The following is a 25,941-nucleotide window of genomic DNA, read 5'->3' on the forward strand; positions in this document are numbered from 1 at the left end:
TTACTGGTACGGGGAGACGACGTCGACGAGGTCCTTGTGACTGACGAGCATGCGCCGACAGCAGTAGCGATCGACGCCGAGCTCGTCGAGGACCATCTCGGGATCCTCGTCGCCCTCGTTCGCTCGCTCGTCGAACTCTTCCCAGTGTTCGGCGACGACGTTGCCACAGGTGAAACACCGGACCGGTACCATCATACTTGAATCACCTTAGCGGTAGGACTTCTGGTAGCGCGCCCGAGCGCCCGGGCCGCCCCACTTCTTCGGTTCGGACTGGCGAACGTCGTTGACCAGCAGCGAACGGTCGAACTCCATGAACGCGTCGCGGAGTTCGGCGTCGTTCGAGTGCTGGACGATCCCGCGTGCGACGGCGGTACGGACGGCATCCGCCTGACCGCTGATGCCGCCACCCTCGACGCGGACATCGATGTCCATCTCGCCGCGCAGGTCGTCGCCGACGATGCGGAACGGCTCGAGCATCTTGAGTCGGGACGTCTCAGGTTCGACCAGTTCGACCGGTTGCGAATTGATTCGAACGCGACCCTCGCCTTCGCGCACCGTGGCGCGGGCGACGGCCGTCTTTTTCTTACCACTCGTGTTGGTTACCATGTGACGTTAGCACCTAACTGTTCGGACACTTCGTGTAGGTGGACGAAGCGGATGTTCGACAGCCGATCCAGTGACGTCCCCTCGAGCACTTCCGTCTCGTGGTCGTCGTCGTTCTCGTAGGGGTTGCCGACGTAGACGCGGACGCTGTCGAGTGCCTCGCGGCCACGGGTTTTCTTGTACGGCAACATCCCGCGAACGGACCGCTTGAAGATCGTGTCCGGTCGTTTGGGATAGTAGGGTCCGCGGTCCGAACCCAGTTCTAGCCGCGTGCGGTACGTCTCGAAGATGTCTTCCTCGTCGCCGGTGATGACTGCGTCCTCGGCGTTGACGATCGCGACGCGGTCGCCGTCCAGCGCGCGCTGGGCGACCTCGCTCGCGACCCGACCGAGAATACAGTCCTGTGCGTCGACGACGAGATCTGCGTCGAACTCTGCGAGACTCATCGAATCACCCGGATGTTGGACCCTTCGGGGTTGTCCTCGAGCGCTTGCTCGAGCGGTACCGGTTCGCCGACCTGGTCGATCTTCGTCTCTGCGGACGAAGAGAACTTGACGGCGGCGACGGTGACGTTCTTCTGTAGTGCGCCGGATCCCAGCACTTTGCCGGGAACGACGACAGTCTCTTCTTCGCGTGCGTACCGCTCGATGCGGCCCAGATTCACCTCAGCGTGGGTGCGTCGGGGCTTCTCGAGTCGATCCGCAACGTCTCGCCAGACGTCGGCGTCCGTTTCGCGGGACGTCGACTTCAGCTCGGCGATGAGATCGTTGAGCCTCGGATTAGTCTTGCTACTCATTGGTTTCCTCCAAATACTGCAACTGCTGGAACGTCGACGACGCGAGATACTGCGCCGTCGACGGTGGAATCGATTTGAGAGAAGTGATGCAGGGAGCAGGATTTGAACCTGCGGACTCCTACGAGACAGCGCCCTGAACGCTGCGCCGTTGGCCTGACTTGGCTATCCCTGCTCGCACTTCCGTCTACCCGTCGCCCCTTCAAACCCCTTTCGATTCCAGCAGGCACGCTGTCGCCGGTCTCGTTGCTCACGGCGTCGGCGAGCGGCGTGCCTTGATCGGGTTGGGGGCGTCGGTTCATGTCTAAAGCTGTACTGCGTCTTCGAGTTCGGTTGCACGCGTCGCGAGCGTGTCCGCGGCCCGCGTGACCATCTCCTCGATCGGGAACGAGCCGTCCGTCTCCACGTGGAAGACGAACGCGTTCGGCACGTCCTCGATTCGGACTTCCTTGCCCGGGTAGCGGTTCGAGAGGTCGTGATCGAACTCGCTCGTCGACACGAGTTCGCCGTCGTCCTCGATGACGCCCCGGATGATCCGACTCTCCTCGTCCTCGAACTCGGGGAGATCACCGTCGACCTCCACGCGCTGGAGGTGTCGGTAGCCGACCGCGACCCCGCCCTGATGTTTGGCGTGGTCCTTGCCGCGGTCGATCACGGCGTCGGCCTCGGCCTCGAGGCGCTGGTCGTCCTTGAGTTCGATAATCGGAATGTTCTCGTCCGCGGGTTGGACGAGTTCGTCGCTCGAAACGAGATCGCCGGAGTAGGCGGTGTCCGGCCCTTCGACGTCGATCGAGAGCGTAACGGTATCGTCCTCGGCGAACTCGCCGACTGGCGGCGTCGTCAGCGGGACGAGCCCCAGTCGGAGCGCGAGTTGCTCGTCGAACATGACCGACGAGTTCTCGACGAACCGGACGGTGTCGATCGCCATCGTGGGTACGTCGGCGATCATCGCGCGGCGGATGCCGTTAGCGAACGCGGGCGTCACGCCGCGAACGAGGAACCGCGCCTCACGATCCTCGCGTTCGACGAACTCGACGTCGTACTCCTCTGTCATGGTCTAGTAGCCGCCCTTGCCTTTCGGTGCGCGCGATCCGTCGTGGGGGATCGGCGTGACGTCCTCGATGCGCCCGATCTCGATGCCCGAGCGGGCGAGCGCGCGAATCGTTGCCTGCGCGCCGGGACCGGGGGATTTCTGGAGGTTGCCGCCGGGGCCGCGCACGCGAACGTGCAGGCCCGTAATGCCGGCCGCTTTGACCTCTTCGGCGACGGACTCGGCCATCTGCATGGCCGCGTACGGCGACGCCTCGTCGCGGTTCTGCTTGACCGCCGTCCCACCGGAGGACTTGGCGATCGTCTCCGCGCCCGTGAGGTCGGTCACGGTCATGACGGTGTTGTTGAACGATGCGTGTACGTGGGCTACGCCCCATTTGTCGTCGTCCTGGCTCATTGGTTACCCTCCGCGCGTTCGGGGTGGAGTTCGTCCGCGAACGGACTGGTCTCGTCGAAAGCCACCAGATCCTCCTCGTCGATGTCGACGACGTAGGACGGAACGCGGTGGCGCTGTCCGTCGACCACGATGTGGCCGTGGATGATGAACTGGCGGGCCTGCTGTGGCGTGTTCGCCAGTCCGGTCCGGTAGACGACCGTCTGCAGACGGCGCTCGAGAATGTCCTCGACCTCGAGCGACAGGATGTCGCCGAGTTCGTCCGTCTCGTTGAGGATGCCGACTCGTTTGAGTCGGTTGAGGAACTCCTCGGAGCGACGAATGACGACTTCGTCGTCCTGCGCCTGGCCGAGCAGCTCTCGAGCCTCGCGCCGGTAGGAGCGAAGCTCGGACTGTGCTCGCCAGAGCTCTTCTTTGTTCGAGAGCCCGTAGCGGTCGACGAGGGAGTGTTCGGATGCAATGCGCTCACCCTGGTAGGGGTGGTTCGGCGTCTCGTATTGCTTGGTGTCAGTGCCGAGTGGCATTATTCACCCTCGTCCTCTTCTTCTTCGGCTGCGGCTGCGGCCTCTTCGGCCTGTTCTTCGCGGATCTCTTCGACGTTGACTCCGATGGTGCCCTCCGTTCGGCCGGTGGACTTGGTTCGCTGACCGCGAACCTTCTGGCCGCGCTTGTGGCGAGACCCTTTGTAGGAGTCGATCATCTTCATCCGGTTGATATCGTGCTGTCGGGTCAACTGGAGATCGTTGCCGATCTCGTGGGTTGTTTCGCCGCTGTAGAAGTCGCCCTGACGGTTGTTGAGCCAGTCGGGGACATTGTCGGCGTAGTTCTCCACGGCCTCGATGACGCCGTCGATGACGTCGTCGTCGAGTCGGCCGAACGTCGCCGTTCGGTCGACGCCCGCTTCTTCGGCGATGAGTCGGGCGGTCCGTCGACCGATCCCGTTCATCTCCGAGAGCGAGCGCTCGACGGACTTCGTCCCATCGAGGTCAGTTTGTCCGATGCGGACGAAGTAGCGGAGGTCTTCGTCGTCTTCTTGTTCTTGAGGTTCTTCCGCGCTCATGTATCGTGTATTGGTCTCTGGTCTGCGTGCGGTGCAAATCGACTGGCGGGAAAACGCCAGTGAGGTGTCCGACGTTGTGGCGGGGATTTGAACCCCGGAGGCTTGACGCCACATGGTTAGCAACCATGCGCCTTGGGCCGCTTGGCTACCACAACACCGTCTGTCTATCATCGCCCGTGTGGACTCGGGGATCACTCCCCTACACGTATTGCACCCGGACCTACCCCCGTCGACTACTTAAGGGCAACGAAAGGTGGCCGCCTATCGTTCGAGCCGATACCACCGTTGATCCCGTTCGAGTCCCGATGATTCGACTCGAGCAAATGCCGGAACGAACGTGAGTAAAAGGTGCCGCGGGCGGAATCAGGCTCCGGCGTACTCTTCGATGTACTTCTCGTTGACTTCCCACTGCCCCTCCTCGTTCTGGATCATGTATTCGCCGTAGTAGGGGACCCGGTCCGCGACGGTATCGCGAAAGGCCTCGCGGATCTCCGATTTAGTCATCTCGCCCATCGACTTGAGATCGTCGTTGCGGTTGAGACAGCCCTTCAGGTAGCCCTCGTGGGTGACCCTGACCCGATGGCAGTTCGCACAGAACGTCGGGTTCTCGACGGGATCGACGATTTCGACCATGCCACCGCTGTTCCCCTCGTCGCCGCCGATCCAGTAGCGCTTCCGGTCGTGCATCTCCCGGTGTTCGATCTCGTCGGCTTGCTCGGCCAGCCAGTCGTGGACTCGCTGGATATCGATGTTCCACTCCGGCTTCCCCGTCAGCTCGGGCATGTACTCGATCAACTGGAGCTGGAGCCCGTCGTTTTCCGCGACGTGATCGACCATCTCCGGTACGTATCCCGCCGTGTGCTCGAAGACGACCATATTGAGCTTGACCGGGTCCAGCCCCGCCTCGAGCGCCGCCTCGACGCCCTCGAGGACCTTCTCGTAGGCCCCGCTCTTCGTCACCGCGGCGAAGTCCTCCGGATCGAGCGCGTCCTGGGAGACGTTGACCCGCTCGAGACCGGCGTCCACGAGCGCCTCGGCGCGGCCGGGGAGGAACGTGCCGTTCGTAGTCAGCGAAACCTCCATCTGATCGGGCGTCCGCTCGATTATCTCCTCGAGATCCTGTCGCAGCATCGGCTCCCCACCGGTGAACTTGACCGCGTCGACGTCGAACTCGGCGGCGACCTCGAGAAAGCGAACGACGTCGTCGGTCGACATCTCGTCGTCCTGCGGATCCATCGGTCCGCGAGTGTCCCCGAGACCTTCGTTGTGACAGTAGACGCAGTCGAAATTACACCGATCGGTGAGAGAGACGCGAACCCCGGAGACCTCCCGCCCGAATTCGTCGGTGAGCATGCTACCGAGTTGCAGCCGGATCCGCTTAAACACGCCGGGGATTTCGAGGTCTCGTAACCTATTTTGGTTACCGAATGCTGCCTATGAGTGTCGGGTGTCGTACAGTATCTGGAATTTCCATGGCTCGACAGGAGCTGGAACTCCGAACGGAACGAGTAGCCGCACGGAACTATCACTCTCCCAGCCGACGGAAGACATACTTCGCTCACGCTCGAACGAGGCGCATATGGATGAGGACATGCTCGCGGACCAGCGTCGCCTCGTGGAACTCATCGAAGCGGAGGGATGGGACGTCACCGACCTCGAGCTCTCGGCTTACGACAGCCCGTGGGCCGACGAGGACGACCCCGAAGCGACCGTGACGATCACTGCGCGGAAACCGTACGAGAGCGAGGACGACGATGACGAGGACGACGAGAGTCCGTATCGGCTGAAGTAGGGACCGGATCCGATTCCGGCAGAAACTCCGTCTTTACCAAGGCCGTGCGAATCGAGATCCGTTACCCCTTGATGTTACAGACGGGGAACGTCCGTGCCACCTTGTCGCCGATACCGAGTTCGTCCGAGACGCGGACGACCTCGTCGACGTCCTTGTAGACGCCCGGCGCTTCCTCGGCGATCGTGGCGCCGGACTGGGCCTTGACGTAGATCGCCTGCTGGTCCTCGAGGTCCTGCTGGACGTCGCCGCCCCAGAACTCGTTTTTGGCCTGGGTGCGGCTCATCAGTCGGCCCGCACCGTGAGCAGTGGAGCCGAAGGTCAGCTCCATCGAGTTCTCGCCGCCGCGGAGGACGTAGCTGCCCGCACCCATGCTGCCGGGGATGATCACCGGTTGGCCGACGTCGCGGTATGTCTTGGGGACCTCGGGGTGGCCCGCAGGGAACGCTCGCGTGGCACCCTTGCGGTGGACGTAGAGCTCGCGTTCGTCGCCGTCGTCGTTCACGACGTGGGTCTCTTTTTTCGCGATATTGTGGGCCACGTCGTAGAGTAACTCCATCTCCATCGACTCCCAGGATCGATCGAACACCCGCTCGAAGACCTGCCGCGTGCGGTGCATGATCAGCTGTCGGTTGACCCACGCGAAGTTGATCGCCGCGTTCATCGCGCCGTAGTAGTCCTCGGCGAGTTGTGATCCCGCGGGCGCGGCCGCGAGTTCCTTGTCGGGCAACTGGTCCAGCAGTCCCTTGTGTTGTTGCTCGATCTTTCGGAGGTAATCGTTGCAGGTCTGATGGCCAAGTCCCCGGGAGCCACAGTGGATCAACACGACGATCTGGTCTTCCTCGAGCCCGTAGGCCTCGCCCACGCCTGAATCGAAGACGTCGGTGACGCGCTGGACCTCGAGGAAGTGATTCCCCGAGCCCAGCGAACCGATCTGGTTCTTCCCGCGGTCCTTGGCCTTCTGGCTCACCTTTTCGGGGTCCGCGCCCTCGCGCATTCCCTCGTCCTCGCAGTGCAGCAAGTCGTCCTCGACGGCGTGGCCGTTCTCGAGCGCCCAGTCGACGCCGCGGGCGAGGATTTCGTCGATCGCATCGACGCCAGCCTCCACGATCCCGCCGCCGCCGAGCCCCGACGGAATATTGGCAAACAGCGAGTCGACGAGCTCCTCCTCGTGGCCCTGCACCTCGTCGTAGGTCAGGTTCGTCCGCATCATTCGGACGCCGCAATTGATGTCGTAGCCGACCGCTCCCGGCGAAATACAGCCGTTCTCGGCGTCGAGTGCGCCCACCCCACCGACCGGGAATCCGTACCCCTGATGGGTGTCGGGCATACAGATCGCGTGGTTGGTAATTCCCGGCAGATGCGTCGTGTTTTTGATCTGCTCGAGCGACTTGTCTTCCTTGATCTCCTCGAGCAGTGCCTCGCTCGCCAGTACCCGCGCTGGGACGCGCATATCGCCCTCCTGGGGAATCTCCCAGACGTACTCGCGCACCCGCTCGAGCGTGATACCGTTAGCGTCGAAAGTGGTCATACGCGAAACTCGGACCGCAGTGATGAAAGATGTTCGTCTCGCGTCGCGAATCCTCCCGGCAGTCGATTCTCGCGTCGCCGGATCCACCGACCGGTCAGACGTCAAAGACGACGTACGCCTCCCAGCCGTCGTCGGTTCGCTCGAGGCGCATCTCCGAATACGTCACGGCCTTCACTTCGCGGGCGTCGACCGCGGCGAGCGGGATGCCGCGGGCGCTGGCCTCGAGTTGCCACGCGGCCTGTCCGTCGTCGCCGACGGATGGGTCGATCGATTCGACGCGATTGTCGATGGGAAGTTCCGATCGGGTGTCTCGCAGGTAGATCAGTTCGTCGAGGTAGTCGAACAACAGCGCCTCGCGGTTCTCGGCGGTGACCGTCACGGAAAAGCGATCGCCGACGCCGGTCGGAATCTCGTCGCACGACGCGGCCGCGAGACCGTCGGCGACGGCTCCGACTGCCGCCTCGAGCGAGTCGCCGGTCGCCGCCACCGCGACGTCGGCCGTATGATCGCGGAGTTCGAACCCCATCTCGACTATCGATTGTTCGACCGGCCTCCTATGTCCGTCGTTTCGGTCGCGTCCCACGATGTTTCGCTCACGGATCCCGGTCACGCTGCTGTCGTCGCCGCACATGTCACAGGTGTCTGACGTTCCGAAGCGTTGGCTGCCGGTGGAATTATATTGACGACGATGGTAGGCTGTGATAGTGAGCGTCAACATCGACAGTCGCGTCGTCGCCCCGGGGAGCGACGATTACGTCGACGAAGCCTGGCAGCTAAAGGAGGAGATCAACCGTCAGGAGGATGTGCTCAAACAGCGGTACGACTTCTTCACTGACGCGTATCGCCGGTCGAAGGTACACTGTTACGTCCAAGACGGAAACCTCATCGGATTCGCCGCGGTTCGACGCGACGGCTACATTCTCTTTCTGGCCGTGGACCCCGAGTACCGCGGTCAGGGGATCGGGAAACGACTCGTCGCCCACGTGGCGGAGGACCACGACACGATCACGTGTCACGCCCGGACGAGCAACGAGAACGCCCTGCAGTTCTACGAATACCTCGGCTTCGAGATCAAGCGGCGGATCGACAATTACTACGAGGACGGCGGCGACGCCTACTACCTGAAACTCGGCTCGGACGTCGGTATCGCCGACCGAATTTCCGACCTGATTCGACGCTGACTTCTCCTGTGACGACAGCCGTGGCTGTTAGCGCCGCCTCTGCCGAGCGCGACTGAGCCACTGGGACGGCTCCGCCATCGATACCGCCGACAAACGAACGCGTTACGACGTCACCGTCTTCACCCATCTAAACCGACTCCCTCGATCGATGCAGCAAGCGGAGCGACCGCGTATCGACATCGACTACCGACGGTCTCGACTGTGGAACTCCTCGTGGATTTCGAGCCCTTCGGGAGTTCTGATGAACTCCGCGATTGGCCGCTCGTCTCCGCAGTGCTCGCAGGTGAACTCGTTTGCGGGAGCCGGCAGGTCGGCCGGATTGCGCTCCCACTGTTCGCTACAGGACGGACACTCGAGCGGTATCCACGCCTCTCGCATACGGTTGACCGTTCGCGCTGATCCGTAATAACGCCGACGCCGGTCGACGTCGATACCGAAACCCTCGCCCTCGACGGCCGACGTCACGGATCCGACGTCCCGAAACGGGCTCGAGAACGCGCAACGCCTGATTGTGACGAGCGACGCCGGCTTCCACCCCCGGACCTCGAACGGCCGACCACCGAATTCGTTTCTTTCGGCAGGGTTATAGCCCCCCACCCACGACTACTCGAAGCGCATGGAGGAGCGAACGAGGGCCTATCTTCGGGGGCGATTTCGAGATCACTACCGGCGGACAGAGATCACGCCGCCGCCCGCGGCCAACGAACGCGAGTGGGGGTTCATCCCCTGGACAGACGGCCCTGACACGACGATGGTCCGCCACCGTTCGCTCCTCGAGCTGGGCGATCTCTCGGAGTTTCTCGTCCGAAAACGCCCACGACACGTGTATTTCTCCGCGGGGCGCTTTCGCGACCCCGGCGCGAGTTCGATGCGCGAGAAGGACTGGCAGTCCGCGGATCTCGTCTTCGACCTCGACGCCGACCACCTGCCGACCGTCACGCTCGGCGAGGACACGTACGCCGAGATGCTCGCGAAGTGTAAGGACGCCCTGTTTCGGCTGCTCGAGTTCCTCGAGGACGACTTCGCCTTCGAGGACCTCGAGATCGTCTTTTCGGGCGGTCGCGGCTATCACGTCCACGTTCGCGACGAAAACGTGCTGCACCTGGAGCGGGAACACCGCCGCGAGATCGTCGACTACGTTCGCGGCATCGGCCTCGAGTACGAGGAACTGATCGAGACCGAGACCGTCGCCGGATTAGGGCGGAAGACACCCACGGAACGTCGCACCCTGCAGATCGAGGGCGGCTGGGGCGCTCGGACGCACGACCATTTCATGGCCTTCGTCGACGAGCTACTGGCGCTAGAGGACGACGACGCCCTCGAGCGGCTCCAGGAGTTCGACGGTATCGGCGAGGGGAAAGCCAAAGCGACGCTGAACGCGGCTCGCAATAATCGGGAGCAGCTCGAAGCGGGTAACGTGACTGTCCACACTGCGATCTCGCAGTTAGCCGAGCGCTTCGCCGCCCGAGCGGTCGAACGCGACAACGCACCGATCGACGAACCCGTCACGACCGACACGAATCGGCTCATCCGACTGCCGGGGAGCCTCCACGGCGGGAGCGGGCTGAAAACGGTCCGTCTCGAGCGCGACGAGATCGCCCAGTTCGATCCGCTGGTCGACGCCGTCCCCGAGACGTTCACGGGCCACGAGATCACCGTCGACGTTACCGACGGCGGCGAGATCGAACTCGGTGGGGATAGCTTTACGGTCTCGGAGGGAGACCAGTCACTACCCGAGTACGTTGCCGTGTTCCTGATGGCACGCGGCCGCGCCGAGAAGGAGAAAGAATGAATCTAGACGAGTTGCGTTCGGTCCAGAGCAAGGAGCGCCAGAAGGACAGCCTCCAGAATCTGCGCCCCTCGTTCTACCAGGAGGTCGGCGACTACATCGCCGACCTCGAGGCCGAACGCGACCGCGCCGCCGAGCGGGCCGACGACCCTTTTTCCGCGCCCGAGGTCGGTCGGCTGACCGACGAGATCGAGACCGCCAAGGATGTCGTCGAAGCGATCTACGAGCGGCGGATGGGCAAACTCGTCAAGCAGGCCAGCCTCGCCGCGGCCGGGATGCCGGCCGACGACGAGGGACTGACCGCGGAGGAGGCTGACCTGTTCGACGATCTCGTCGAACGCATCGGATCGAACAAGACGCGCGTCTTGGATGTCCTCGAGGGCCTCGAGACCGCAACACCCGATTCGGGAGCGGACGCTCCTGAGTCCGATGCCGACTCGCAACCCGGAGGACCCTCATCCGGTCGATCTCCCGCGGACGACTCTCCACCGGCAGCGCCCGATGAACGGCCGGTGGACACCGATTCCGTCGCCGGCGAGGATCCGCAAGCGGACGCCTCGAGCGGCGTCTCCCCCGCGGACGTCATGGGCGGTGACGGCCCGTCGATTGGTGGCGCAGGCGGGGACGATGGGGGGCCCGCACCGAAGTCGACGGACGCCGGATCCGTGCAGTCGACGGATCACTCGAATGTTGACGATCGGGATGACTCGAACGCTGTTCCCGGCTCCGACCCTGCCACTGGTTCTGACTCGGTATCAGCGGCTTCCGGCGCTGATCAACACGACGGCGAGCAGGCCGACGATATCGACCGGGCGACCGTCAGAATTACCAGCGATATCGGCGCTATTCTCGGCGTCGACGACCGCGAGTACACGCTGGCCAGCGACGACGTCGTCACGCTCCCGGAGCAAAACGCCGCCCCGCTCGTCGAACGGGAGGCGGCCGAACGCCTCGAGTAAACGCGTCTCGAGTGAGCGCCTCGATTTCTGCTGGAAGTCACGGCGTCGGAGTGTCTCGCCGTGTGAAACCGTAACGTATACAGTAGCCGTCGCTAACTCCCGTGCATGCTCGATGTCGGCGACGAAGCACCGGAGTTCGAACTGCTAAACCACCGCGGCGAGACGGTCAGACGCGCCGATTTCGAGGGGAAACGGCTCGTCGTCTACTTCTATCCCCGTGCCAACACGGAGGGTTGTACCACCGAAGCCTGCGAGTTCAACGATGCGCTCTCGCAGTTCGCGGACCGCGACGCCGCGGTCGTCGGGATCAGCGACGACCCCGTCGACGACCTCGCCGACTTCGCGGCCGACTACGACCTCGAGTTCGATCTCCTCTCCGACGAATTCGGCGAAGTCGCGACGCTCTACGACTCCTACGGCGAGAAACAGATGTTCGGCAACACCTTCGATGGCGTCTTCCGAAACACCTACCTCGTGGGTCCGGACGGGCGGATCGAGGCGGTCTACGAAGGCGTCTCCCCCGACGGCCACGCCGACGAGGTTCTGGCGGACCTCGAGCCAGTCGACGCCGCGCACTGAGCGGAAACCGCTTATGAGTCGGCCGTAGAGAGCGGTCCAACGCCTCCAGGTAGTGGTTCCACGGTTAGTGGTCCGAATCTACGGACTCGCTCGGACCGAGAACGCGGACGCGGCCGTCATCCGTGATCCGAAGCAGGTACTCGTCGAGAGAGAGTTCGACGGTGACACTGCTGTCGTGTTCAGTCTGCGTAACGAGCGCATCGAGGGCGTCCGGGTCGATGTAATCGTACAGCGTGAATCCCAGTTCGGTCGTACAGTCGACCGGATCGGTATCGAGCGCGGCCGAGATCGCGTAGACGGTGGCGATACTGGCCGGCATTCCCTCATCGTGTGCGCGTTCAGCGAGGACCGGCCGGTCCCCATCCGCGGGATCCCGATTCGGATCGGACATTATCCACGTTCCCACTCGTCATCTGTTCGTCGGGTATCAGTCTCCGGATCATTGTCTTGGAGTGGTCCTTCCATTACCCGTGGTACCGAATCTGCCACTACGAAAGTTCGCCTTGAATAGGAGAGTTCAATCGACATACCCCGCTCGAGACGCTATCGCGGCACTGATCGTCGCCGCTGTCGGTCAGCGGAGACGCGCTCGGCCGACGACTTCCCGCGTTGCGCTCCGTACTGTCTACCAGCGGCCGCATGCTGGTTACAGGAGGGGGTACTTTTGAGCGCCGACCGTCAGCAGAAGTACACCCAGAACCGGTGATCGGCCGGACATTCGACAGTCGTATGATCGCCGTAGAGTGCGACGGAACGCCTGACCTCGAGTTCTACATCCCCGTCAGGAACCGAAACGGCCGTTTCCTGCTCGCAGTACGGACACGGTATCGCTGCCGTCTCTCGGCGTTGCGTTATCGCCATCGTTATTCTCCCATCTTGGTTGCCATATGCTCGAAGACTGCCGTGTGATCCTCGTGTGGGCTAAACAGGATGAACTCCGTGTCCTCGTCTACCCAGAGCGTGTGGCCCGGCGGCCAGTAGACGAGATCACCGGCTCTGTTTACTTCCTCTGACTCGTCGGAATACCGGACGGAAATCGCTCCGTCTATTACGTACCCCCAGTGTGGACACTGGCACGTGTCTTCGTGAAGCCCCTCCAACAGGGGCGTGAGATCGGTTCCCGCGCTAAGTTGGAAATGTTCCGCGGCCAAATTATCGTACTCGGTTGCCGCACCGAACCCGGTCTGGTGTTGTACCACCGCGTCCGGCGTTTCCATGACGACCGTCAGCTCTTCTTTGGATTGATGCATTGTTGTCCCTCGAGTTCCGCGGGGAGAGCTACGAGTCAGCGGGATATGTAGGCACCTAGCGGTAATCGGCCAGTCACTGACCGCCGTGCAGACGATGACCGATAGTCACCAACTGCACGTCTCGGCCCTGTTTAGACGCAGAATGATGGTAGCTTTGTCCCACTGCTGAGAGTCAGGTGGTCAATTTCCCTGTACAGTACAGTCATTTTCCCATAAAATACATACACTCCGACTTGAAACGGGCACTCGTATGCCCTCCAGACGAGCGTTCCTTAGCACGGTTGGAACTGGCGTACTGCTCGCCCTTGCTGGATGTCTGAGCTCTCCCCAGCGAGTCAAAGGGTACGTACAATTCAAAGTAATCGACGGCCTCATAGAGGAACCGGGCCAGACTACAGAGATCCCGATCATCAACGTCGATGCCAGTTATGAAAACGCAACACCCCCGGATCTCGTCCACCTCAACGAGGAGTGGGCAGACCACTTTCCGATACCCCGAATGCCGACCGTCTCGGATTCTCTTCACGACACGCTTACCGAACAGTTCAATTCTGTGCGCTATGTGATCGGAACGACCAGTCCGGAGTGGGCCGAAGACGACGCGTCGCTCGGTAGTTTTAACGTTGCGACGACACGGGAGAATTTTAATCGAGTACAAGTTCACTCCGAGGTTACCGCTTCGTCTGATGGCACATACCTCACAATCCACTCGGTTGGCGGACTATGGAATTTCGATCCGAACGACTGATAGACGCTCTATATTGCCCGGCGTTAGAGAGCGAGTTCGATATTTCTCACAGTCGCTTTCAGAACGAGTTCACTGAATCGCCCGACCCAAGTTCTGCGTTCAGTTCTCATCGAGACGGAACACGGTGCACCGGCTGGAACTAATTGCAAAGAAGAACTGCTATTCGCGAACCGGACGACGGCTGGCCGCAGCCGTCGACCTTACTGGAAGGTGCGGCCGAGCTGTTCGTCCTGTCCGGGTTCGGCCTGCTGGAACTCCTCTTCGAGCTCCTCGTACTGCTCCCGGGTTTCGGGGGCGACGCTCGGGTTGACCTCCTCGAGCGCGTGCTCGAAGTGCTCGCGGCCGATGCGGACGTTGCCGATCGTGTCGGCCATCTCCTCGGGGTCGACCGAGTTGATGAACTCGCGGCTGGCGGCCATCGAGGCCTCGCGGCAGACCGCTTCGATGTCGGCACCGACGTAGCCCTCCGTCCGACTGGCGAGCCACTCGAGGTCGACCGATTCGGCCAGCGGCTTGTCGCGGGTGTGGACGTTGAAGATCGCCTTGCGAGCGTCCTCGTCGGGGACGGGAACGTGGACGTGACGGTCCAGGCGTCCCGGACGGAGCAGCGCGCTGTCGATCAGGTCCGGCCGATTGGTCGTGGCGATCACGACGACGTCCTCGAGCTCCTCGAGGCCGTCGAGCTCCGTCAGGAGCTGGGAGACGACGCGTTCGCCGACGCCGGAGTCACCCTGGCGCTGGCCGCGTTCGCCCGCGATCGAGTCGATCTCGTCGAAGAAGATCACGGTCGGTGCGTTCGACCGCGCCTTCTCGAAGACCTCGCGGACGCCCTTCTCGGACTCCCCGACGTACTTGTTCAGCAGTTCGGGGCCCTTGATCGAGATGAAGTTCGACTGGGCCTCGTTGGCGACGGCCTTGGCGAGCAGGGTCTTCCCCGTGCCCGGCGGGCCGTACATGAGGACGCCCTTGGCGGCCTGCATGTCCATCTGCTCGAACACCTCGGGGTAGTCGAGCGGCCACTGGATCGTCTCGCGGAGCTGCTCTTTCGTATCGCCCAGTCCGCCGACGTCGTTCCAGGTGACGTCGGGGACTTCGACGAAGACCTCGCGCATCGCGGAGGGCTGGATACCCTTGAGCGCGTCCTTGAGGTCTCGCTCGGTCACTTCGAGCGACTCGAGGATGTCGGCGTCGATCTCCTCGGACTCGAGGTCGAGTTCGGGGCGGATGCGACGGAGCGCGTTCATCGCGCTCTCGCGGGCCAGCGACTCGAGGTCGGCACCGACGAAGCCGTGGGTGTTCTCGGCGTACTGATCGAGGTCGATCTCCTCGTCCAGGGGCATCCCTCGGGTGTGGACCTGCAGGATCTCCTTGCGGCCCTCCTTGTCGGGGACGCCGATCTCGATCTCGCGGTCGAAGCGACCGCCGCGCCGGAGCGCGGGATCGATCGCGTCGACGCGGTTGGTCGCGGCGATGACCGTGACGCGGCCCCGTTCCTCGAGGCCGTCCATCAGCGAGAGGAGCTGGGCGACGACGCGTCGTTCGACGTCTCCGCCGGCCTCCTCGCGCTTTGCCGCGATGGAGTCGAGCTCGTCGATGAAGACGATCGAGGGCGCGTTCTCCTCGGCGTCCTCGAAGACTTCGCGGAGCTTCTCTTCGCTCTCGCCATAGTACTTCGACATGATCTCCGGGCCGGAGATCGTCTCGAAGTGGGCGTCGATCTCGTTGGCGACGGCCTTGGCCATCAGGGTCTTCCCCGTGCCCGGCGGGCCGTGCAGGAGGACGCCCTTCGGCGGCTCGATCCCCAGTTGCTGGAACAGCTCGGGGTGGCGCATCGGCAGTTCGATCATCTCGCGGACCTGGTCGAGTTCGTCGTCCAGGCCGCCGATGTCCTCGTAGGCGACGTTCGGAACGCCCTCCGCGGAGGTCCCGGTGCCGGACTGGACCTGTTCGGCGGGCGTCTCGGAGATCTCGATGCTCGTCGAGTCCGTGATGACGACGGTGCCCGACGGCGAGGTGCTCGCGATCTTCAGCGGGACCGACTGGCCGGAGCTGGCCATGGGCCCGAACGAGAGCGAGAACGGTACCGTCTGACCCTCGGTGACGGCTTGCCCGCTCAGTTTGTCGCGGACGAGCGGACCGATGTCGCCGCGGATCCGCAGGTTCTGGGGCAGCGCGACGGTGACCGATTGCGCGGGTTTGACGTCAGCGGGTTCGATGGCGACGTTGTCGTCGATCCCGACGTCGGCCTCCTGGCGCAGGCGGCCGTCGATTCGGACGATTCCCCGTCCTTCGTCTTCGGGGTAGCCGGGCCAGACGCGAGCGACGGCCTGGCTGTCGCCTTTGCCCTTGATGACGATGTAGTCCCCGTTCTCGAGCTCGAGTTCGTTCATGGAGACGCGGTCGATCGCGGCCAGTCCGCGGCCGGCGTCCTTTTGTTTGAGTGGTTTGACAGTGAGTTTCATAGTTCCTCCTCCAGTTCGACAGTGAGAACGCCGTTTTTGATAAACGTGTGCGGGTTCTCGCTATTTGCAGGGAGTTCAATTTCGTACTGATCGTCGGCGAGGACGACGATAACCGTGTCGTCGACGACGTCGACAGACGCATCGGCCTCTTCGGTGCCGAAGTCGACAGCCATCACCGTGCTGTCGTCGTATTCGTATCGACGGGCCACCTGCCCCTCTTCGGGGGTGAATTGTTCGAGAGTCATGCTGTAACTAACCCAAGGTAAGCTCCACTACTATATAAATATTTCGCCGATAGACCGCATGAAGGCAGTGTATCGACTGGATAATCGATTGTTCGTAGTTCACGGCCATAGTGAGAGTCCCCGCGGTTATTCGATCGGTCCGGTGGTATTCATTGGTCCGGAACGATCATATCCTCGTTGCTGGCGTACTCCGGTTCCCACCGAATCGAGTCTTTATGCCGGTTCCGGTCGTGTCGTTCCGTATGGAATCGGTAACACATCACGGTCGGGAGACGGCATACGATGTCGTCGACCGGGGCGGTGACGGACCGCCGATCTGTTGTATTCACGGGAGCGGTGGGTCACGCGACGTCTGGGACGGCCAGCGACCGCTCGCGGACTACGCTCCGGTCGTCACGGTCGATCTCAGTGGCCACGGTGACTCGGACGATATCGATGCCAGCGCGGGCTACTCGACGCTATCGGCCTACGCTGACGACGTCCTGGCCGTCGTCGAGGCGACCGACGCGGCGGTCCTCGTCGGCAACTCGCTCGGCGGTGCCGTCGTCCTCCAGATCTTGCTCGAGCGCGAGTTCGATCCCGCAGCGGCAGTCCTGACGGGAACCGGCGCTCGGCTCGGCGTGCTCGAGGATCTACTGGCGTGGCTCCGGTCGGATTTCGAGCGCGCAGTCGAGTTCCTCCACGGACCGGATCGGCTCTTTCACGACCCCGACTCGGGTCTCCGCGAGCGATCGATGGAACGGATGTACGACACCGGCCAGGCGGTCACGCGCCGGGACTTTCTGACCTGCCACGAGTTCGACGTCCGCGATCGCGTCGACGAGATCGATACTCCCACGCTCGCAGTCTACGGGGAGTACGACCAGTTGACGCCGCCGTGGTTTCACGAGTACCTCGCCGACGAAATCGACGACGCCGGACTCGCCGAGATCGAGGACGCCGCACATCTGGCGATGGTCGAGCGGCCGGTCGCGTTCAACGCGGTCATCGACGAATTCCTGTCGGAGATCGATGTCGACCGAAACCGAGACTGGTACTGAGGCTCGACTCGAGACGGCTGTCGGACAGGTGGTGACGGATCAGTAGATGTCCTCGAGATCGCTCTCCTCGTGACTGTGTTCGTCGGCGGGGAACTCGCCGGATTCGACTGCCGAGACGTACTCCCCGACCGCGGATTCCATCTCCTCGCGGACGTTCCCAAACTGTTTCGAGAAGGAGGGCGACCACTCACTGAGCCCGATCGCGTCGTCGACGACGAGCACCTGTCCGTCGCAGTCTGGACCGGCACCGATCCCGATCGTCGGGATGTCCAGCGCCGCCGTCACGTCGGCCGCGAGGTTCGACGGCACGTGCTCCAAAACGAGCGAGAACGCCCCGGCCGCCTCGTGGGCCTCGGCCAGCTCGAGGATGCGCTCGGCACCGTCCTGATCCGTTCCCTGCCGCGGATAGCCGCCGTACTGATTGACGTGCTGGGGCGTCAGTCCGAGGTGGGCCATCACGGGGATCCCGAGCCGGACTAGCTTCTCCGTGAGATCGACGGTGTGAGGACCGCACTCGAGTTTGACCGCGTGAGCGTCGGCCTCCTTGAGCATCCGGCCCGCGTTCTCGACGCTCGCCGCCTCGTCGACGCCGATCGAGAGGAACGGCATGTCGGCGACGACGAGAGCGTCGTCCGTCGAGCGGGCAACCGCGGCCGTGTGACGGGCCATGTCATCGACAGTCACCGGGAGCGTCGTCTCGTAGCCCAGACTCGTATTCCCGAGGCTGTCTCCGACGAGGATAACGTCGACGCCAGCCTCGTCGACGACCGCCGCCGTCGGCGCGTCGTAGGCCGTCAGCATCGTGATCGGCTCTGCACCAGCCTTCGCTCTGAGATCCCGCACGGTAGGCATACCCATAGGTTGGCCCCCCACGATTAAACGTCGTTGCTCTTGGACCGATATCGCTCGAGTCGTCCGCTGGGGCCGCACCCGCGGCGCTTAAGAGGGACCGGTTGCCATACTCACGCGTGCCAGAACACGTCGAAACGACCTCGCCCGATGGCGTCGATTACGGCTGGGTGATGCAAACGACCTTCGTCGTCACCATCGTGGTCGGCGCACCGGTCGTCGCGCTGCTGTCGACGACGACGCCCCTCCCGACGTGGGCCGCTCGGGTCGAGTTCGCGATCCGGGTTGGTGCCCCCGTCTGGTTGCTCACGTCGGTCGTGGTCTTCGCGTACGCCAGACGAAACCAGACGTAACCGACTCAACCATTCGGACGGACAGAACGGTCTCAGTCACCGGACGGTCCGTCGCCGACGTACTCGAAATCGATACCCGCACGGTCTGCAGTCCGCTGGTCCCGCAGGGAGTCACCGATAAAGAGCGCCCGCTCCGGTTCGACCTCGAGTTCGCGGACGGTCGCGAGCAGCGGTTCGGGGTCCGGCTTCCACGTCCCGACCGTATCCCGGCCGACGACCGCGTCGACCGCCGCGGTGAGCCTGTGTTCCTCGATCGCGATCCGGCAGGCCCGCTCGCAGTTCAGCGAACAGACGCCCGTCGGCAGCGACCGCTCGAGCAGGTCGTCGGCGTGGACGAGGCGATCGGAGGTCCGCGCCCCGTCGTGTTCGTGGGCCGCGATAGCTGCCTCGACCTCGGTGGCCAGTCCCACATCGGCCGCGGCCTCGAGCAGCTCCCAGAGACCATCGCTCGGCGGTTCGACGTTCGCGCTGTCGTACACCTCGCGGACGTCGACGGCGACGGCGTTCCAGTCGACGTCGAGATCGACGAGGGTTCCGTCCAGATCGTAGACGACGGCGTCGTACTCGGTCACGGCCGCTGATACGCGCGGGAGGCGAATATACTGTTCGCTGTGTTGCGCCGCGATTTTCGATCCGGCCTCACTCGAGCAGCTCTCGAGCGATCACCGTCTTCTGAATCTCGGTTGTCCCCTCGTAGATTTCGGTGATTTTGGCGTCACGATAGAGCCGCTCGACCTCGCCCTCGGTGACGTAGCCGTAGCCGCCGTGGATCTGGACCGCCTCGTTCGTCACGAACATCGCCGCCTCGCTCGCGAAGTACTTCGCCATGCTCGCCTCGAGCGCTGCGCTCCCCGCGGCTCGCTTCCGGGCAGCGTCTCGCGTCAGCAGCCGCGCGGCCCGAATCCGGGTCGCCATCTCGGCGAGTTTGTGCCGGATCGTCTGGATGTCCGAAATGGGGCCGCCGAACTGGTCGCGCTCCTGACTGTAGGCCATCGCTTCGTCGAGCGCACACTGCGCGAGGCCGACGGACTGGGCGGCGATGGCGATCCGGCCGCCGGTGAGGATGTGAAACGCGGCCGAGAGCCCCTTTCCCTCCTCCGTGAGCCGGTTCTCGGCCGGAATCCGGACGTCGTCGAAGGTCAGGCTCGTGGTGTCGCTCGCGCGCAAGCCGAGTTTGTCCTCCTTCTCGCCGACGGTCAGCCCGTCGACGTCGCCCGGGACGAGGAACTGCGTCACTGTCGACGGATCGTCGCGGTCGGTCTTCGCGAAGAGGACGTAGACCCCCGCACGCTCGCCGTTCGTGATCCACTGCTTTTCGCCGTTTATGACGTATTCGTCGCCCTCGCGCCTCGCTTCCGTCGACATCTCCGCCGGATTCGAGCCCGCGTGTGGCTCCGAGAGCGCGAAGGCACCCACCGGTCGACCCTCGGCCATCTCGGGTAGCCACCGCTCTTGCTGGGCGTCGCTCCCGAACTCAGCGAGACAGGAGGTCGCGAGCGAATGGACTGAGAGGGCGGTCGCCACCGAGAGCATCCCATAGGCGACCTCCTCGTTAACGATAGCGGCCGTGACGGGGTCGGCATCGTAGCCGCCGTACTCCTCGGGAACAGTCAATCCCGTCAGATCGAGGTCGGCGAGCCCGTCCCAGACGGCTTCGGGAAACTCCTGATTCCTGTCGGCCTCGAGCGCGGTCGGCCTGATCTCCTCGCGCGCGAACTCCCGGACGACCTCGCGGACCGCTTCCTGTTCCGCAGTGAGTTCCATAGCGGCTATTGGACGGCCGTCGCAAAAGTCCCAGTGTCGGAATCCGGGCGCGAGCGCAACGGACGAAACTCAGAGTCCCTCGAGTTCCAGCGCCTGAAGCTCCTCGCGCATCTCTCGAGCGGAGTCGTCGTCTTTCAGCCGAAGCGGACTCCGCAGCGGGCCGGCGTCGAAGTCCCGCATTCGGAGCGCGGTTTTGACGCCGGACATGTACGCGCCGCCGCCTTTGAACGCGTCCCGTACGTCGAAGACCGTACTTTGTAGTTCGCGCGCACGCTCCTCGTCGCCCGCGTCGTAGGCCTCGTAGCAGTCGACGACGAGTTCCGGGAAGACGTTCGCGACCGCGCTCACGAGACCCGAGCAGCCGATCTCGAGGCCGGTGAAGAGCAGCGAGTCCGACCCCGCGAGGAAGGTCAGATCGGGATGAGCGTCGATCGCCTGCGCGAGCCACGGCACGTCCTTGCTCGAGTCTTTGACGCCCGCGAGGTTGTCGATGGTCGCGAGGTCGGCCAACGTCTCGAGGGACAGTTCGTTGCCGGTCTTGCTCGGGATGTGGTAGACGTAGACCGGCAGGTCGACGGCCTCGGCGACGCGGCGGTAGTGCTCGAGGGCCCCCTCGTGGTCCAGCGGGTAGTAGTACGGCGTGACGACGACGATGCCGTCCGCACCGACGGATTCGGCGTGTTCGGCGTGGGCGACGGTCCGATAGGTGCTCGGCGCGCCGACGCCGGCGATGACCGGGACCTCGCCGCCGACCTCGTCGACGACCGCTTCGACGACCCGGTCGCGCTCCGCACCGGAGAGGAGGGGGAACTCGCCGTTGGTTCCCAGCGGGAAGACGCCGTGGACCCCGCGGTCGACGACGAAGCGGGCGTGGGCTGCCGTCGTCTCGTAATCGACGGACTCGTCAGTCTGAAACGCGGTGACGGTCGGCGGCACGACGCCATGAAGCGACAGCGGATCGGCAGTTCCGGGCTCGTGAAACGACATGCACACCCCTCCGCCGGGCACGGCCAAAAAACACCTGCCGACAGCTCGGCTCGTTCGTCCGGTCGGCGGGACGTCGCCGGTCCTGAATCGATCGGTCGTTGCTCGTTGTCCGTTCCTCGCTGGCGCGCTCGAGCGCTAGTCCGGCGTCGCGACCTCGCCCGACGGATCGTCCAACTGTTCGCCCGCGAGGACGCGGTTCGCCCGACGGAGCCGCTCGGAGAGCGCCTGATGCGAGATATCGAGTTCGTTCGCGAGCTCCTCGAGCGAGATTTCGCGCGGGACGTCGTAGTAGCCCTGTCGATACGCCTCAGCGATCGCCTCCTGCTGGGGCTCGGTCAGCGCCGCCGTCGTCTCGAGTTCCTCGTCCTGTCCGGCCTCGACCATGCGTCTCACGTCGATCCGGACACCGCGGTCTTCTATAGCCGAGACGGCGTCCGACAGCTCCTCGCGGTGGGGAAAGAGGAGCCGAAGCGTCCACTGGCCGTCGGTCACCTGCGCGTCGAGAACCGTCCCGCTGTGCGTGTAGACGCAGTCACAGACCGACTCGACGTCCGCCGCGTACTCGAGGCGGTAGAACAGTTCGCCGTCCTCGGTGTTCTCGAGCAGCTGTCGGTGCTCGGCCACGGTCGGATCCGCCTCGAGGGTCGCCTCGAGTTCGTTGTGGTCGACGTTCGAAAACCAGACGAGCGGGACGGTCCGGGCCGGCCCCTCCGCGACGACGCTTTCGACGCGGACGTCGAGGGTCGGTAGTTGCTGGAAGGTCTCTGCGAGTGCGAACTCGTCCGTCGAAAGCGATAGTTCTGCGATCGTCGTCATTAGGTGGTCACCTCGTAACGGTTGCTCGAGTCCGGTCTGCGGCCGACGCTGCTGTCGTGTCGGGGCTGGAACTCGATTCGTTTCATAAGTATCCAGCCGATCCGCTCTGTGTCGTCGCGAACGTGTCGTCCGAAACGACTGTGAGGGCGCCGCTGACGACTACGCTCGTCCGGATCGTGCTGGTAGAACGGAGGTCTCGAATACGCATGATGAGCGGGCCTTTACACGCTGGCCGTTTAAGTGAGCACGTCACCCCTCGTGGACGTCAAAATACTGTAGTGGATCTGAACTCGGACGGTTTCGGTCGGACAACGGCCTCGATCGGGCGACGGTTTCACTCGAGCGACATTCGGTCGAATGCTAATTCGGATCAGGCGACGTCACTCACCCGAGACGAGCCAGCCGATTGAGTGCGTACACCGTCCGGAGCACGTCGACGCTCTTCCCGCGATCGAAGACGAGTTCGTCCGTCTCGAGGACGTGCTGAAAGGTCTCCTCGGAGGCGTGTTCCGGGGCGGCTGCGATCCCAGCATCGGTATCGGCGACCCACTCCATCACGCGCAGATCGCTCTTGGAGTCGCCCATCACGAGCGCGAACGGGTCGTCGACCCCGAGCACGTCCAGCGCGCGTTCGACGCCGACCACCTTGTTCAACTCGAGGCTGCCGATCTCGGCCGCGTCGGCCTCGTAGTAGGCGACGTCGATTCGCTCGAGGGTCGCCGCGAGCTCGCCGGGAACGTCGTCGGCCGCGAGATCGGGGTACGCGCCTTCGCCCTCGAGGACCGCCCTGATCTCGGGGTCCTGTGCGGCGTAGAAGGCGCGGGTCCAGTCGATGATTGTTTCCCCATTCAGTACCGTCTCACCGCGGTCATCGGCTGCCGACGGCTCACTCTCGCCGCTCGTCTCGTCGTCCGCTTCCTCGAGCACCCGTCCGACGGCGTGGGCGAGCAGGTCGATGAGGTAGACCAGCGCCTCGTCGATGATTTCGCGGGCGTCCGCGGATCCCGTTTCGTAGTTGGGTTTCATCGTGACGTTGAACTCGTTGCCCTGGAGGTGACAGCCCCGCCGGAGTCCCTCGGGTGCCTCGGGCAGGACGCGCGACCGGACGTCGTCGAAGACGGCCCGGATCGACTCGTCGAGATCTTCGTAGAGCAACTGTTTCGTCTCCGCGCCGTGGCCCGGCGTGAACACGCCGGTCCCCGCCTCGTAGACGATCGAGAGGTTCCCCGAGTGGACGATCTCGCTGCCCAGCCCCTGGATCGCGAAGCCCTTGACGTTCTCGAGGGTCTGGCCCGTACAGATGACGATCGGCACGCCGGCCTCGTGGAACTCGGTCAGGAGGTGCAGGGTCTCCCGGGGGATCTCGTTGTCCGTCCCGCCCGCGGAACGCAGCGTTTCGTCGACGTCGAGCACGAGGACGTTCACCGCCCGGCCGTACTTCGCCTCGAGATCGAGCGCGGTGAAGGCCTGATCCCGGGTCGCGCGGGCGGCGATCTCCGCGAACGTCTCGCCGGCCGCGAACGCCGACCGGATCTCGTCCTTGCGATCCTCGAGTTCCTCGGTCGCCTCCTGCCAGTGGTCGAGCGCGACCCGCGAGTCGACCGCGGGGAAGACGTCGACGAACTCCTGATACTCCCGCAGCGTCTTCGTGTCGTGCTCGTCGTAGAGCCGATAAACGAGATCGTACCGTTCCATGTGGGCTACAGGCATGGGCAGTCGGATAATCGTTTCCGGTCACGGACGGTTCGCCACTCGATCGGTCCAAGCAGGTCGCTCTGACGGGTCCGAAATTCGAACGTGTCGATGTTTACTCGGAGAGGAATAAATATTTATCCTCACGGTTCTTACTAGGGTGTATGAAAGCCATTGTCGTCCAGCCCGGAGCGGGGAGCCCGGTGGTCGTCGAGCGACCCGTTCCAGAACCAGCGTCCGGCGAAGCGCTCGTACGGATCTGTCGCGTCGGTGTCGACGGGACCGATTACGAGGTCATCGAGGGGAGCCACGGCGGCGTTCCCGACGGAGACGATCAACTGGTACTCGGCCACGAGGCCGTCGGCGTCGTCGAAGACGCGAACGGAACCGAACTCGAGGAGGGCCAGTACGTCGTCCCGACGGTTCGACGGCCTCCTGCGGGCGTCGAGACGAACGAGTACTTCGAGCGCGGTGAGCCGGATATGGCTCCCGACGGCGAGTACGTCGAACGCGGTATCGTCGGCGCACACGGGTTCATGGCGGAGTACATTACGAGTCCGGCAGCGGATCTCGTTCCGATTCCGGCCGAGTTAGCGGAGTGGGGGTTTCTCGTCGAACCGATCAGCATCACCGAGAAGGCAATCGAACACGCTCGCGCGACGCGCTCGGCGTTCGACTGGCGGCCCGAATCCGCGCTCGTCCTCGGTACCGGTTCGCTGGGGCTGTTGACCGTCGCGATGTTCGCGACGACGCTCGACTACGAGCGAGTCTACTGTCTCGGCCGGAAAGATCGGCCGCACCCGATGATCGACATCATCGAACGGCTCGGCGCGACCTACATCGACTCCCGCGAGACGCCGGTCTCCGAGATTCCGGGCGCATACGAGCCGATGGACGTCGTCTACGAAGCGACCGGGTACGCGAAACACGCCTTCGAATCGATCGACGCGCTCGCCCCCAACGGCGTCGCCGCCCTGCTCGGCGTCCCTAGCGACTGGTCGTTCGAGGTCGACGGCGGCCGACTGCACCGCGAACTCGTGCTCCACAACAAGGCCGTCGTCGGCAGCGTCAACTCCAACCGCCGTCACTTCGAAGCGGCCATCGACACCCTCGACGCGCTGCCCGACTGGACCCTCGAGTCGATCGTTACCGGTATCTACGGCCTCGAATCGGTCGACCGGGCGTTTCCGAAGGCGACCGCGCGCGTCGCGGCCGCCGGCCACGCGTCAGCGGGGGCTCCGGATGACGACACGACTATAAAAACGGCGGTCGAATTCAGGGACATATGAAAAACGTCGACGACCTGATCGAGAGCGCGGCCGAGCTCGCAGCCCGGGGCCTCTCGAAGGGCGAGATCGCAGACGAACTGAACGTCTCCCGGGAGACCGCGAGCTGGCTCGTCGAGCGCAGCGGAACCACCCCGCAGGCGACCGAACAGCCACCCCAGCGAACCGATGAGACCGCCGGTCCGAGCGGTCCACAGGACATCCACGTCGACTGGTCCGCGATCGGCCGGGACAGCAAACGGATGAGCGCCATCGCCGAGGCGATGGCCGACATGCTCGCCAAACACGGTGAGGACGTCGATCTGACGATCGGCATCGAGAAGGCCGGTGGTCCCATCGCGACGCTGGTCGCCCGCGAACTCGAGACGGATCTCGGAACGTACACCCCCGCGAAACACCAGTGGGAGGAGGGCGACATCGAGGATCTCGGCGGCACCTTCTCCAGAAATTTCGCCGGCATCCGCGATCGCGAGTGCTACATCGTCGACGACACCATCACCAGCGGCACCACCATGCGCGAGACGATCGAGGCGATCCGCGCCGACGGCGGCAAACCGCTCGCCTGCATCGTCCTCGCGGACAAACAGGGCCTCGAGGAACTCGAGGGTGTCCCGGTCTACTCGCTGTTGCAGGTCATCAGCGTCGGGACAGACGAGTAGCCGACGCAGTCGCTGGATCGGATTCTCGATGCGATAAAAACAGGAGTGGAAACGGCGTTCAG

The 25,941-nt window shown here is 63.8% G+C and carries 33 protein-coding genes and 2 tRNA genes; 10 read left to right on the forward strand and 25 right to left on the reverse strand.

What is annotated here, in order from left to right:
* The 11 genes from HYG81_RS19735 to moaA all read right to left on the reverse strand — a co-directional run bounded on the left by HYG81_RS19735 (position 1) and on the right by moaA (position 5,253).
* Positions 1-195 (reverse strand): DNA-directed RNA polymerase subunit N, encoded by a 195-nt coding sequence (locus tag HYG81_RS19735; RefSeq protein ID WP_180841420.1) that lies wholly within the window; start codon positions 193-195, stop codon positions 1-3.
* Between the two features lie 12 nt (positions 196-207).
* On the reverse strand, positions 208-606 hold the full coding sequence (locus HYG81_RS19740; RefSeq protein WP_098726866.1) for a 30S ribosomal protein S9: 399 nt from the start codon (positions 604-606) through the stop codon (positions 208-210).
* Positions 600-1,049: a 50S ribosomal protein L13 gene (locus HYG81_RS19745; RefSeq protein ID WP_180841421.1), complete on the reverse strand. Its 450-nt coding sequence runs from the start codon at positions 1,047-1,049 to the stop codon at positions 600-602. The genes HYG81_RS19740 and HYG81_RS19745 overlap by 7 nt, the downstream gene beginning before the upstream one ends.
* Positions 1,046-1,399 (reverse strand): 50S ribosomal protein L18e, encoded by a 354-nt coding sequence (locus HYG81_RS19750; RefSeq protein WP_180841422.1) that lies wholly within the window; start codon positions 1,397-1,399, stop codon positions 1,046-1,048. Before HYG81_RS19750 ends, HYG81_RS19745 begins: the two co-directional genes overlap by 4 nt.
* Positions 1,400-1,486: 87 nt before the next feature.
* Positions 1,487-1,571: transfer RNA gene (locus tag HYG81_RS19755), tRNA-Leu, on the reverse strand.
* Positions 1,572-1,700: 129 nt separating this feature from the next.
* Positions 1,701-2,450, reverse strand: a complete 750-nt coding sequence (locus HYG81_RS19760; RefSeq protein WP_180841423.1) for a DNA-directed RNA polymerase subunit D — start codon at positions 2,448-2,450, stop codon at positions 1,701-1,703.
* Between the two features lie 3 nt (positions 2,451-2,453).
* Positions 2,454-2,843 (reverse strand): 30S ribosomal protein S11, encoded by a 390-nt coding sequence (locus HYG81_RS19765; protein WP_148860386.1) that lies wholly within the window; start codon positions 2,841-2,843, stop codon positions 2,454-2,456.
* Positions 2,840-3,364, reverse strand: a complete 525-nt coding sequence (locus HYG81_RS19770; RefSeq protein WP_180841424.1) for a 30S ribosomal protein S4 — start codon at positions 3,362-3,364, stop codon at positions 2,840-2,842. The genes HYG81_RS19765 and HYG81_RS19770 overlap by 4 nt, the downstream gene beginning before the upstream one ends.
* Positions 3,364-3,900 (reverse strand): 30S ribosomal protein S13, encoded by a 537-nt coding sequence (locus HYG81_RS19775; RefSeq protein WP_180841425.1) that lies wholly within the window; start codon positions 3,898-3,900, stop codon positions 3,364-3,366. Before HYG81_RS19775 ends, HYG81_RS19770 begins: the two co-directional genes overlap by 1 nt.
* Positions 3,901-3,972: 72 nt before the next feature.
* Positions 3,973-4,055, reverse strand: a tRNA-Ser gene (locus HYG81_RS19780).
* 208 nt (positions 4,056-4,263) lie between these two features.
* Positions 4,264-5,253, reverse strand: a complete 990-nt coding sequence (gene moaA, locus HYG81_RS19785; protein WP_180841426.1) for a GTP 3',8-cyclase MoaA — start codon at positions 5,251-5,253, stop codon at positions 4,264-4,266.
* A gap of 226 nt (positions 5,254-5,479) precedes the next feature.
* Here moaA and HYG81_RS19790 point away from each other — a divergent pair, with 226 nt between their 5' ends.
* A complete protein-coding gene (locus HYG81_RS19790; protein ID WP_180841427.1) occupies positions 5,480-5,692 on the forward strand; it encodes a hypothetical protein in 213 nt (70 codons plus the stop codon).
* A 61-nt stretch (positions 5,693-5,753) separates the two neighbouring features.
* On the opposite strand, the gene HYG81_RS19795 is transcribed toward HYG81_RS19790, so the two are convergent.
* Positions 5,754-7,220 (reverse strand): RtcB family protein, encoded by a 1,467-nt coding sequence (locus tag HYG81_RS19795; protein ID WP_180841428.1) that lies wholly within the window; start codon positions 7,218-7,220, stop codon positions 5,754-5,756.
* A 94-nt stretch (positions 7,221-7,314) separates the two neighbouring features.
* Entirely contained in the window at positions 7,315-7,746 is a 432-nt protein-coding gene (locus HYG81_RS19800) for an archease (RefSeq protein WP_180841429.1), read from the reverse strand.
* Between the two features lie 178 nt (positions 7,747-7,924).
* Here HYG81_RS19800 and HYG81_RS19805 point away from each other — a divergent pair, with 178 nt between their 5' ends.
* Positions 7,925-8,401: a GNAT family N-acetyltransferase gene (locus HYG81_RS19805; protein ID WP_180841430.1), complete on the forward strand. Its 477-nt coding sequence runs from the start codon at positions 7,925-7,927 to the stop codon at positions 8,399-8,401.
* 183 nt (positions 8,402-8,584) lie between these two features.
* On the opposite strand, the gene HYG81_RS19810 is transcribed toward HYG81_RS19805, so the two are convergent.
* Positions 8,585-8,779, reverse strand: a complete 195-nt coding sequence (locus tag HYG81_RS19810) for a DUF7836 family putative zinc-binding protein (protein WP_180841431.1) — start codon at positions 8,777-8,779, stop codon at positions 8,585-8,587.
* Between the two features lie 238 nt (positions 8,780-9,017).
* Between HYG81_RS19810 and priS the strand changes: the two genes are divergently transcribed.
* The 3 genes from priS to HYG81_RS19825 all read left to right on the forward strand — a co-directional run bounded on the left by priS (position 9,018) and on the right by HYG81_RS19825 (position 11,728).
* Positions 9,018-10,193 carry a DNA primase small subunit PriS gene (gene priS, locus HYG81_RS19815; protein WP_180841432.1) on the forward strand — a complete coding sequence of 392 codons (1,176 nt, stop codon included), beginning with the start codon at positions 9,018-9,020 and terminating at the stop codon, positions 10,191-10,193.
* Entirely contained in the window at positions 10,190-11,149 is a 960-nt protein-coding gene (locus HYG81_RS19820; RefSeq protein WP_180841433.1) for a DNA replication complex subunit Gins51, read from the forward strand. Before priS ends, HYG81_RS19820 begins: the two co-directional genes overlap by 4 nt.
* Before the next feature lie 105 nt (positions 11,150-11,254).
* Positions 11,255-11,728, forward strand: coding sequence for a peroxiredoxin (locus tag HYG81_RS19825; protein WP_180841434.1), 474 nt, complete (start codon positions 11,255-11,257; stop codon positions 11,726-11,728).
* A gap of 64 nt (positions 11,729-11,792) precedes the next feature.
* Here HYG81_RS19825 and HYG81_RS19830 read toward each other — a convergent pair whose 3' ends face one another.
* The 3 genes from HYG81_RS19830 to HYG81_RS19840 all read right to left on the reverse strand — a co-directional run bounded on the left by HYG81_RS19830 (position 11,793) and on the right by HYG81_RS19840 (position 12,978).
* Positions 11,793-12,119, reverse strand: a complete 327-nt coding sequence (locus tag HYG81_RS19830; RefSeq protein WP_180841435.1) for a HalOD1 output domain-containing protein — start codon at positions 12,117-12,119, stop codon at positions 11,793-11,795.
* 287 nt (positions 12,120-12,406) lie between these two features.
* A complete protein-coding gene (locus tag HYG81_RS19835; protein ID WP_180843070.1) occupies positions 12,407-12,589 on the reverse strand; it encodes a hypothetical protein in 183 nt (60 codons plus the stop codon).
* Between the two features lie 2 nt (positions 12,590-12,591).
* Positions 12,592-12,978: a cupin domain-containing protein gene (locus HYG81_RS19840; protein WP_180841436.1), complete on the reverse strand. Its 387-nt coding sequence runs from the start codon at positions 12,976-12,978 to the stop codon at positions 12,592-12,594.
* A 250-nt stretch (positions 12,979-13,228) separates the two neighbouring features.
* Between HYG81_RS19840 and HYG81_RS19845 the strand changes: the two genes are divergently transcribed.
* Positions 13,229-13,726, forward strand: coding sequence for a hypothetical protein (locus HYG81_RS19845; RefSeq protein ID WP_180841437.1), 498 nt, complete (start codon positions 13,229-13,231; stop codon positions 13,724-13,726).
* A gap of 200 nt (positions 13,727-13,926) precedes the next feature.
* Here the strand turns inward: HYG81_RS19845 and HYG81_RS19850 are convergent, their stop codons facing one another.
* A complete protein-coding gene (locus HYG81_RS19850; protein ID WP_180841438.1) occupies positions 13,927-16,188 on the reverse strand; it encodes a CDC48 family AAA ATPase in 2,262 nt (753 codons plus the stop codon).
* Positions 16,185-16,433, reverse strand: coding sequence for a DUF7127 family protein (locus HYG81_RS19855; protein ID WP_180841439.1), 249 nt, complete (start codon positions 16,431-16,433; stop codon positions 16,185-16,187). Before HYG81_RS19855 ends, HYG81_RS19850 begins: the two co-directional genes overlap by 4 nt.
* A gap of 242 nt (positions 16,434-16,675) precedes the next feature.
* On the opposite strand from HYG81_RS19855, the gene HYG81_RS19860 reads away from it, so the two are divergent.
* The gene (locus HYG81_RS19860; protein ID WP_180841440.1) at positions 16,676-17,473 is read left to right on the forward strand and encodes an alpha/beta fold hydrolase; all 798 of its coding nucleotides are present in this window, start codon (positions 16,676-16,678) and stop codon (positions 17,471-17,473) included.
* A 39-nt stretch (positions 17,474-17,512) separates the two neighbouring features.
* Here HYG81_RS19860 and panB read toward each other — a convergent pair whose 3' ends face one another.
* Positions 17,513-18,325 carry a 3-methyl-2-oxobutanoate hydroxymethyltransferase gene (panB, locus tag HYG81_RS19865; RefSeq protein ID WP_180841441.1) on the reverse strand — a complete coding sequence of 271 codons (813 nt, stop codon included), beginning with the start codon at positions 18,323-18,325 and terminating at the stop codon, positions 17,513-17,515.
* Positions 18,326-18,441: 116 nt separating this feature from the next.
* Between panB and HYG81_RS19870 the strand changes: the two genes are divergently transcribed.
* Entirely contained in the window at positions 18,442-18,675 is a 234-nt protein-coding gene (locus tag HYG81_RS19870; protein ID WP_180841442.1) for a DUF5822 domain-containing protein, read from the forward strand.
* Between the two features lie 32 nt (positions 18,676-18,707).
* Here HYG81_RS19870 and HYG81_RS19875 read toward each other — a convergent pair whose 3' ends face one another.
* From HYG81_RS19875 to HYG81_RS19895, 5 genes are all read right to left on the reverse strand, one after another.
* Positions 18,708-19,247: an HAD family hydrolase gene (locus HYG81_RS19875; RefSeq protein WP_180841443.1), complete on the reverse strand. Its 540-nt coding sequence runs from the start codon at positions 19,245-19,247 to the stop codon at positions 18,708-18,710.
* A 67-nt stretch (positions 19,248-19,314) separates the two neighbouring features.
* The gene (locus tag HYG81_RS19880) at positions 19,315-20,439 is read right to left on the reverse strand and encodes an acyl-CoA dehydrogenase family protein (RefSeq protein ID WP_180841444.1); all 1,125 of its coding nucleotides are present in this window, start codon (positions 20,437-20,439) and stop codon (positions 19,315-19,317) included.
* Between the two features lie 69 nt (positions 20,440-20,508).
* Entirely contained in the window at positions 20,509-21,426 is a 918-nt protein-coding gene (locus tag HYG81_RS19885; protein WP_180841445.1) for a dihydrodipicolinate synthase family protein, read from the reverse strand.
* A 135-nt stretch (positions 21,427-21,561) separates the two neighbouring features.
* Complete coding sequence (locus HYG81_RS19890) at positions 21,562-22,242, reverse strand: helix-turn-helix domain-containing protein (protein ID WP_180841446.1); 681 nt, start codon at positions 22,240-22,242, stop codon at positions 21,562-21,564.
* Between the two features lie 384 nt (positions 22,243-22,626).
* On the reverse strand, positions 22,627-23,937 hold the full coding sequence (locus HYG81_RS19895; RefSeq protein WP_180841447.1) for an HAD hydrolase family protein: 1,311 nt from the start codon (positions 23,935-23,937) through the stop codon (positions 22,627-22,629).
* Between the two features lie 161 nt (positions 23,938-24,098).
* Here HYG81_RS19895 and HYG81_RS19900 point away from each other — a divergent pair, with 161 nt between their 5' ends.
* On the forward strand, positions 24,099-25,223 hold the full coding sequence (locus HYG81_RS19900; protein WP_180841448.1) for a glucose 1-dehydrogenase: 1,125 nt from the start codon (positions 24,099-24,101) through the stop codon (positions 25,221-25,223).
* The gene (gene gfcR, locus HYG81_RS19905; protein WP_180841449.1) at positions 25,220-25,879 is read left to right on the forward strand and encodes a transcriptional regulator GfcR; all 660 of its coding nucleotides are present in this window, start codon (positions 25,220-25,222) and stop codon (positions 25,877-25,879) included. The genes HYG81_RS19900 and gfcR overlap by 4 nt, the downstream gene beginning before the upstream one ends.
* The last annotated feature ends 62 nt before the right edge of the window (positions 25,880-25,941 follow it).

Source organism: Natrinema zhouii (assembly GCF_013456555.2).
Classification (GTDB): domain Archaea; phylum Halobacteriota; class Halobacteria; order Halobacteriales; family Natrialbaceae; genus Natrinema; species Natrinema zhouii.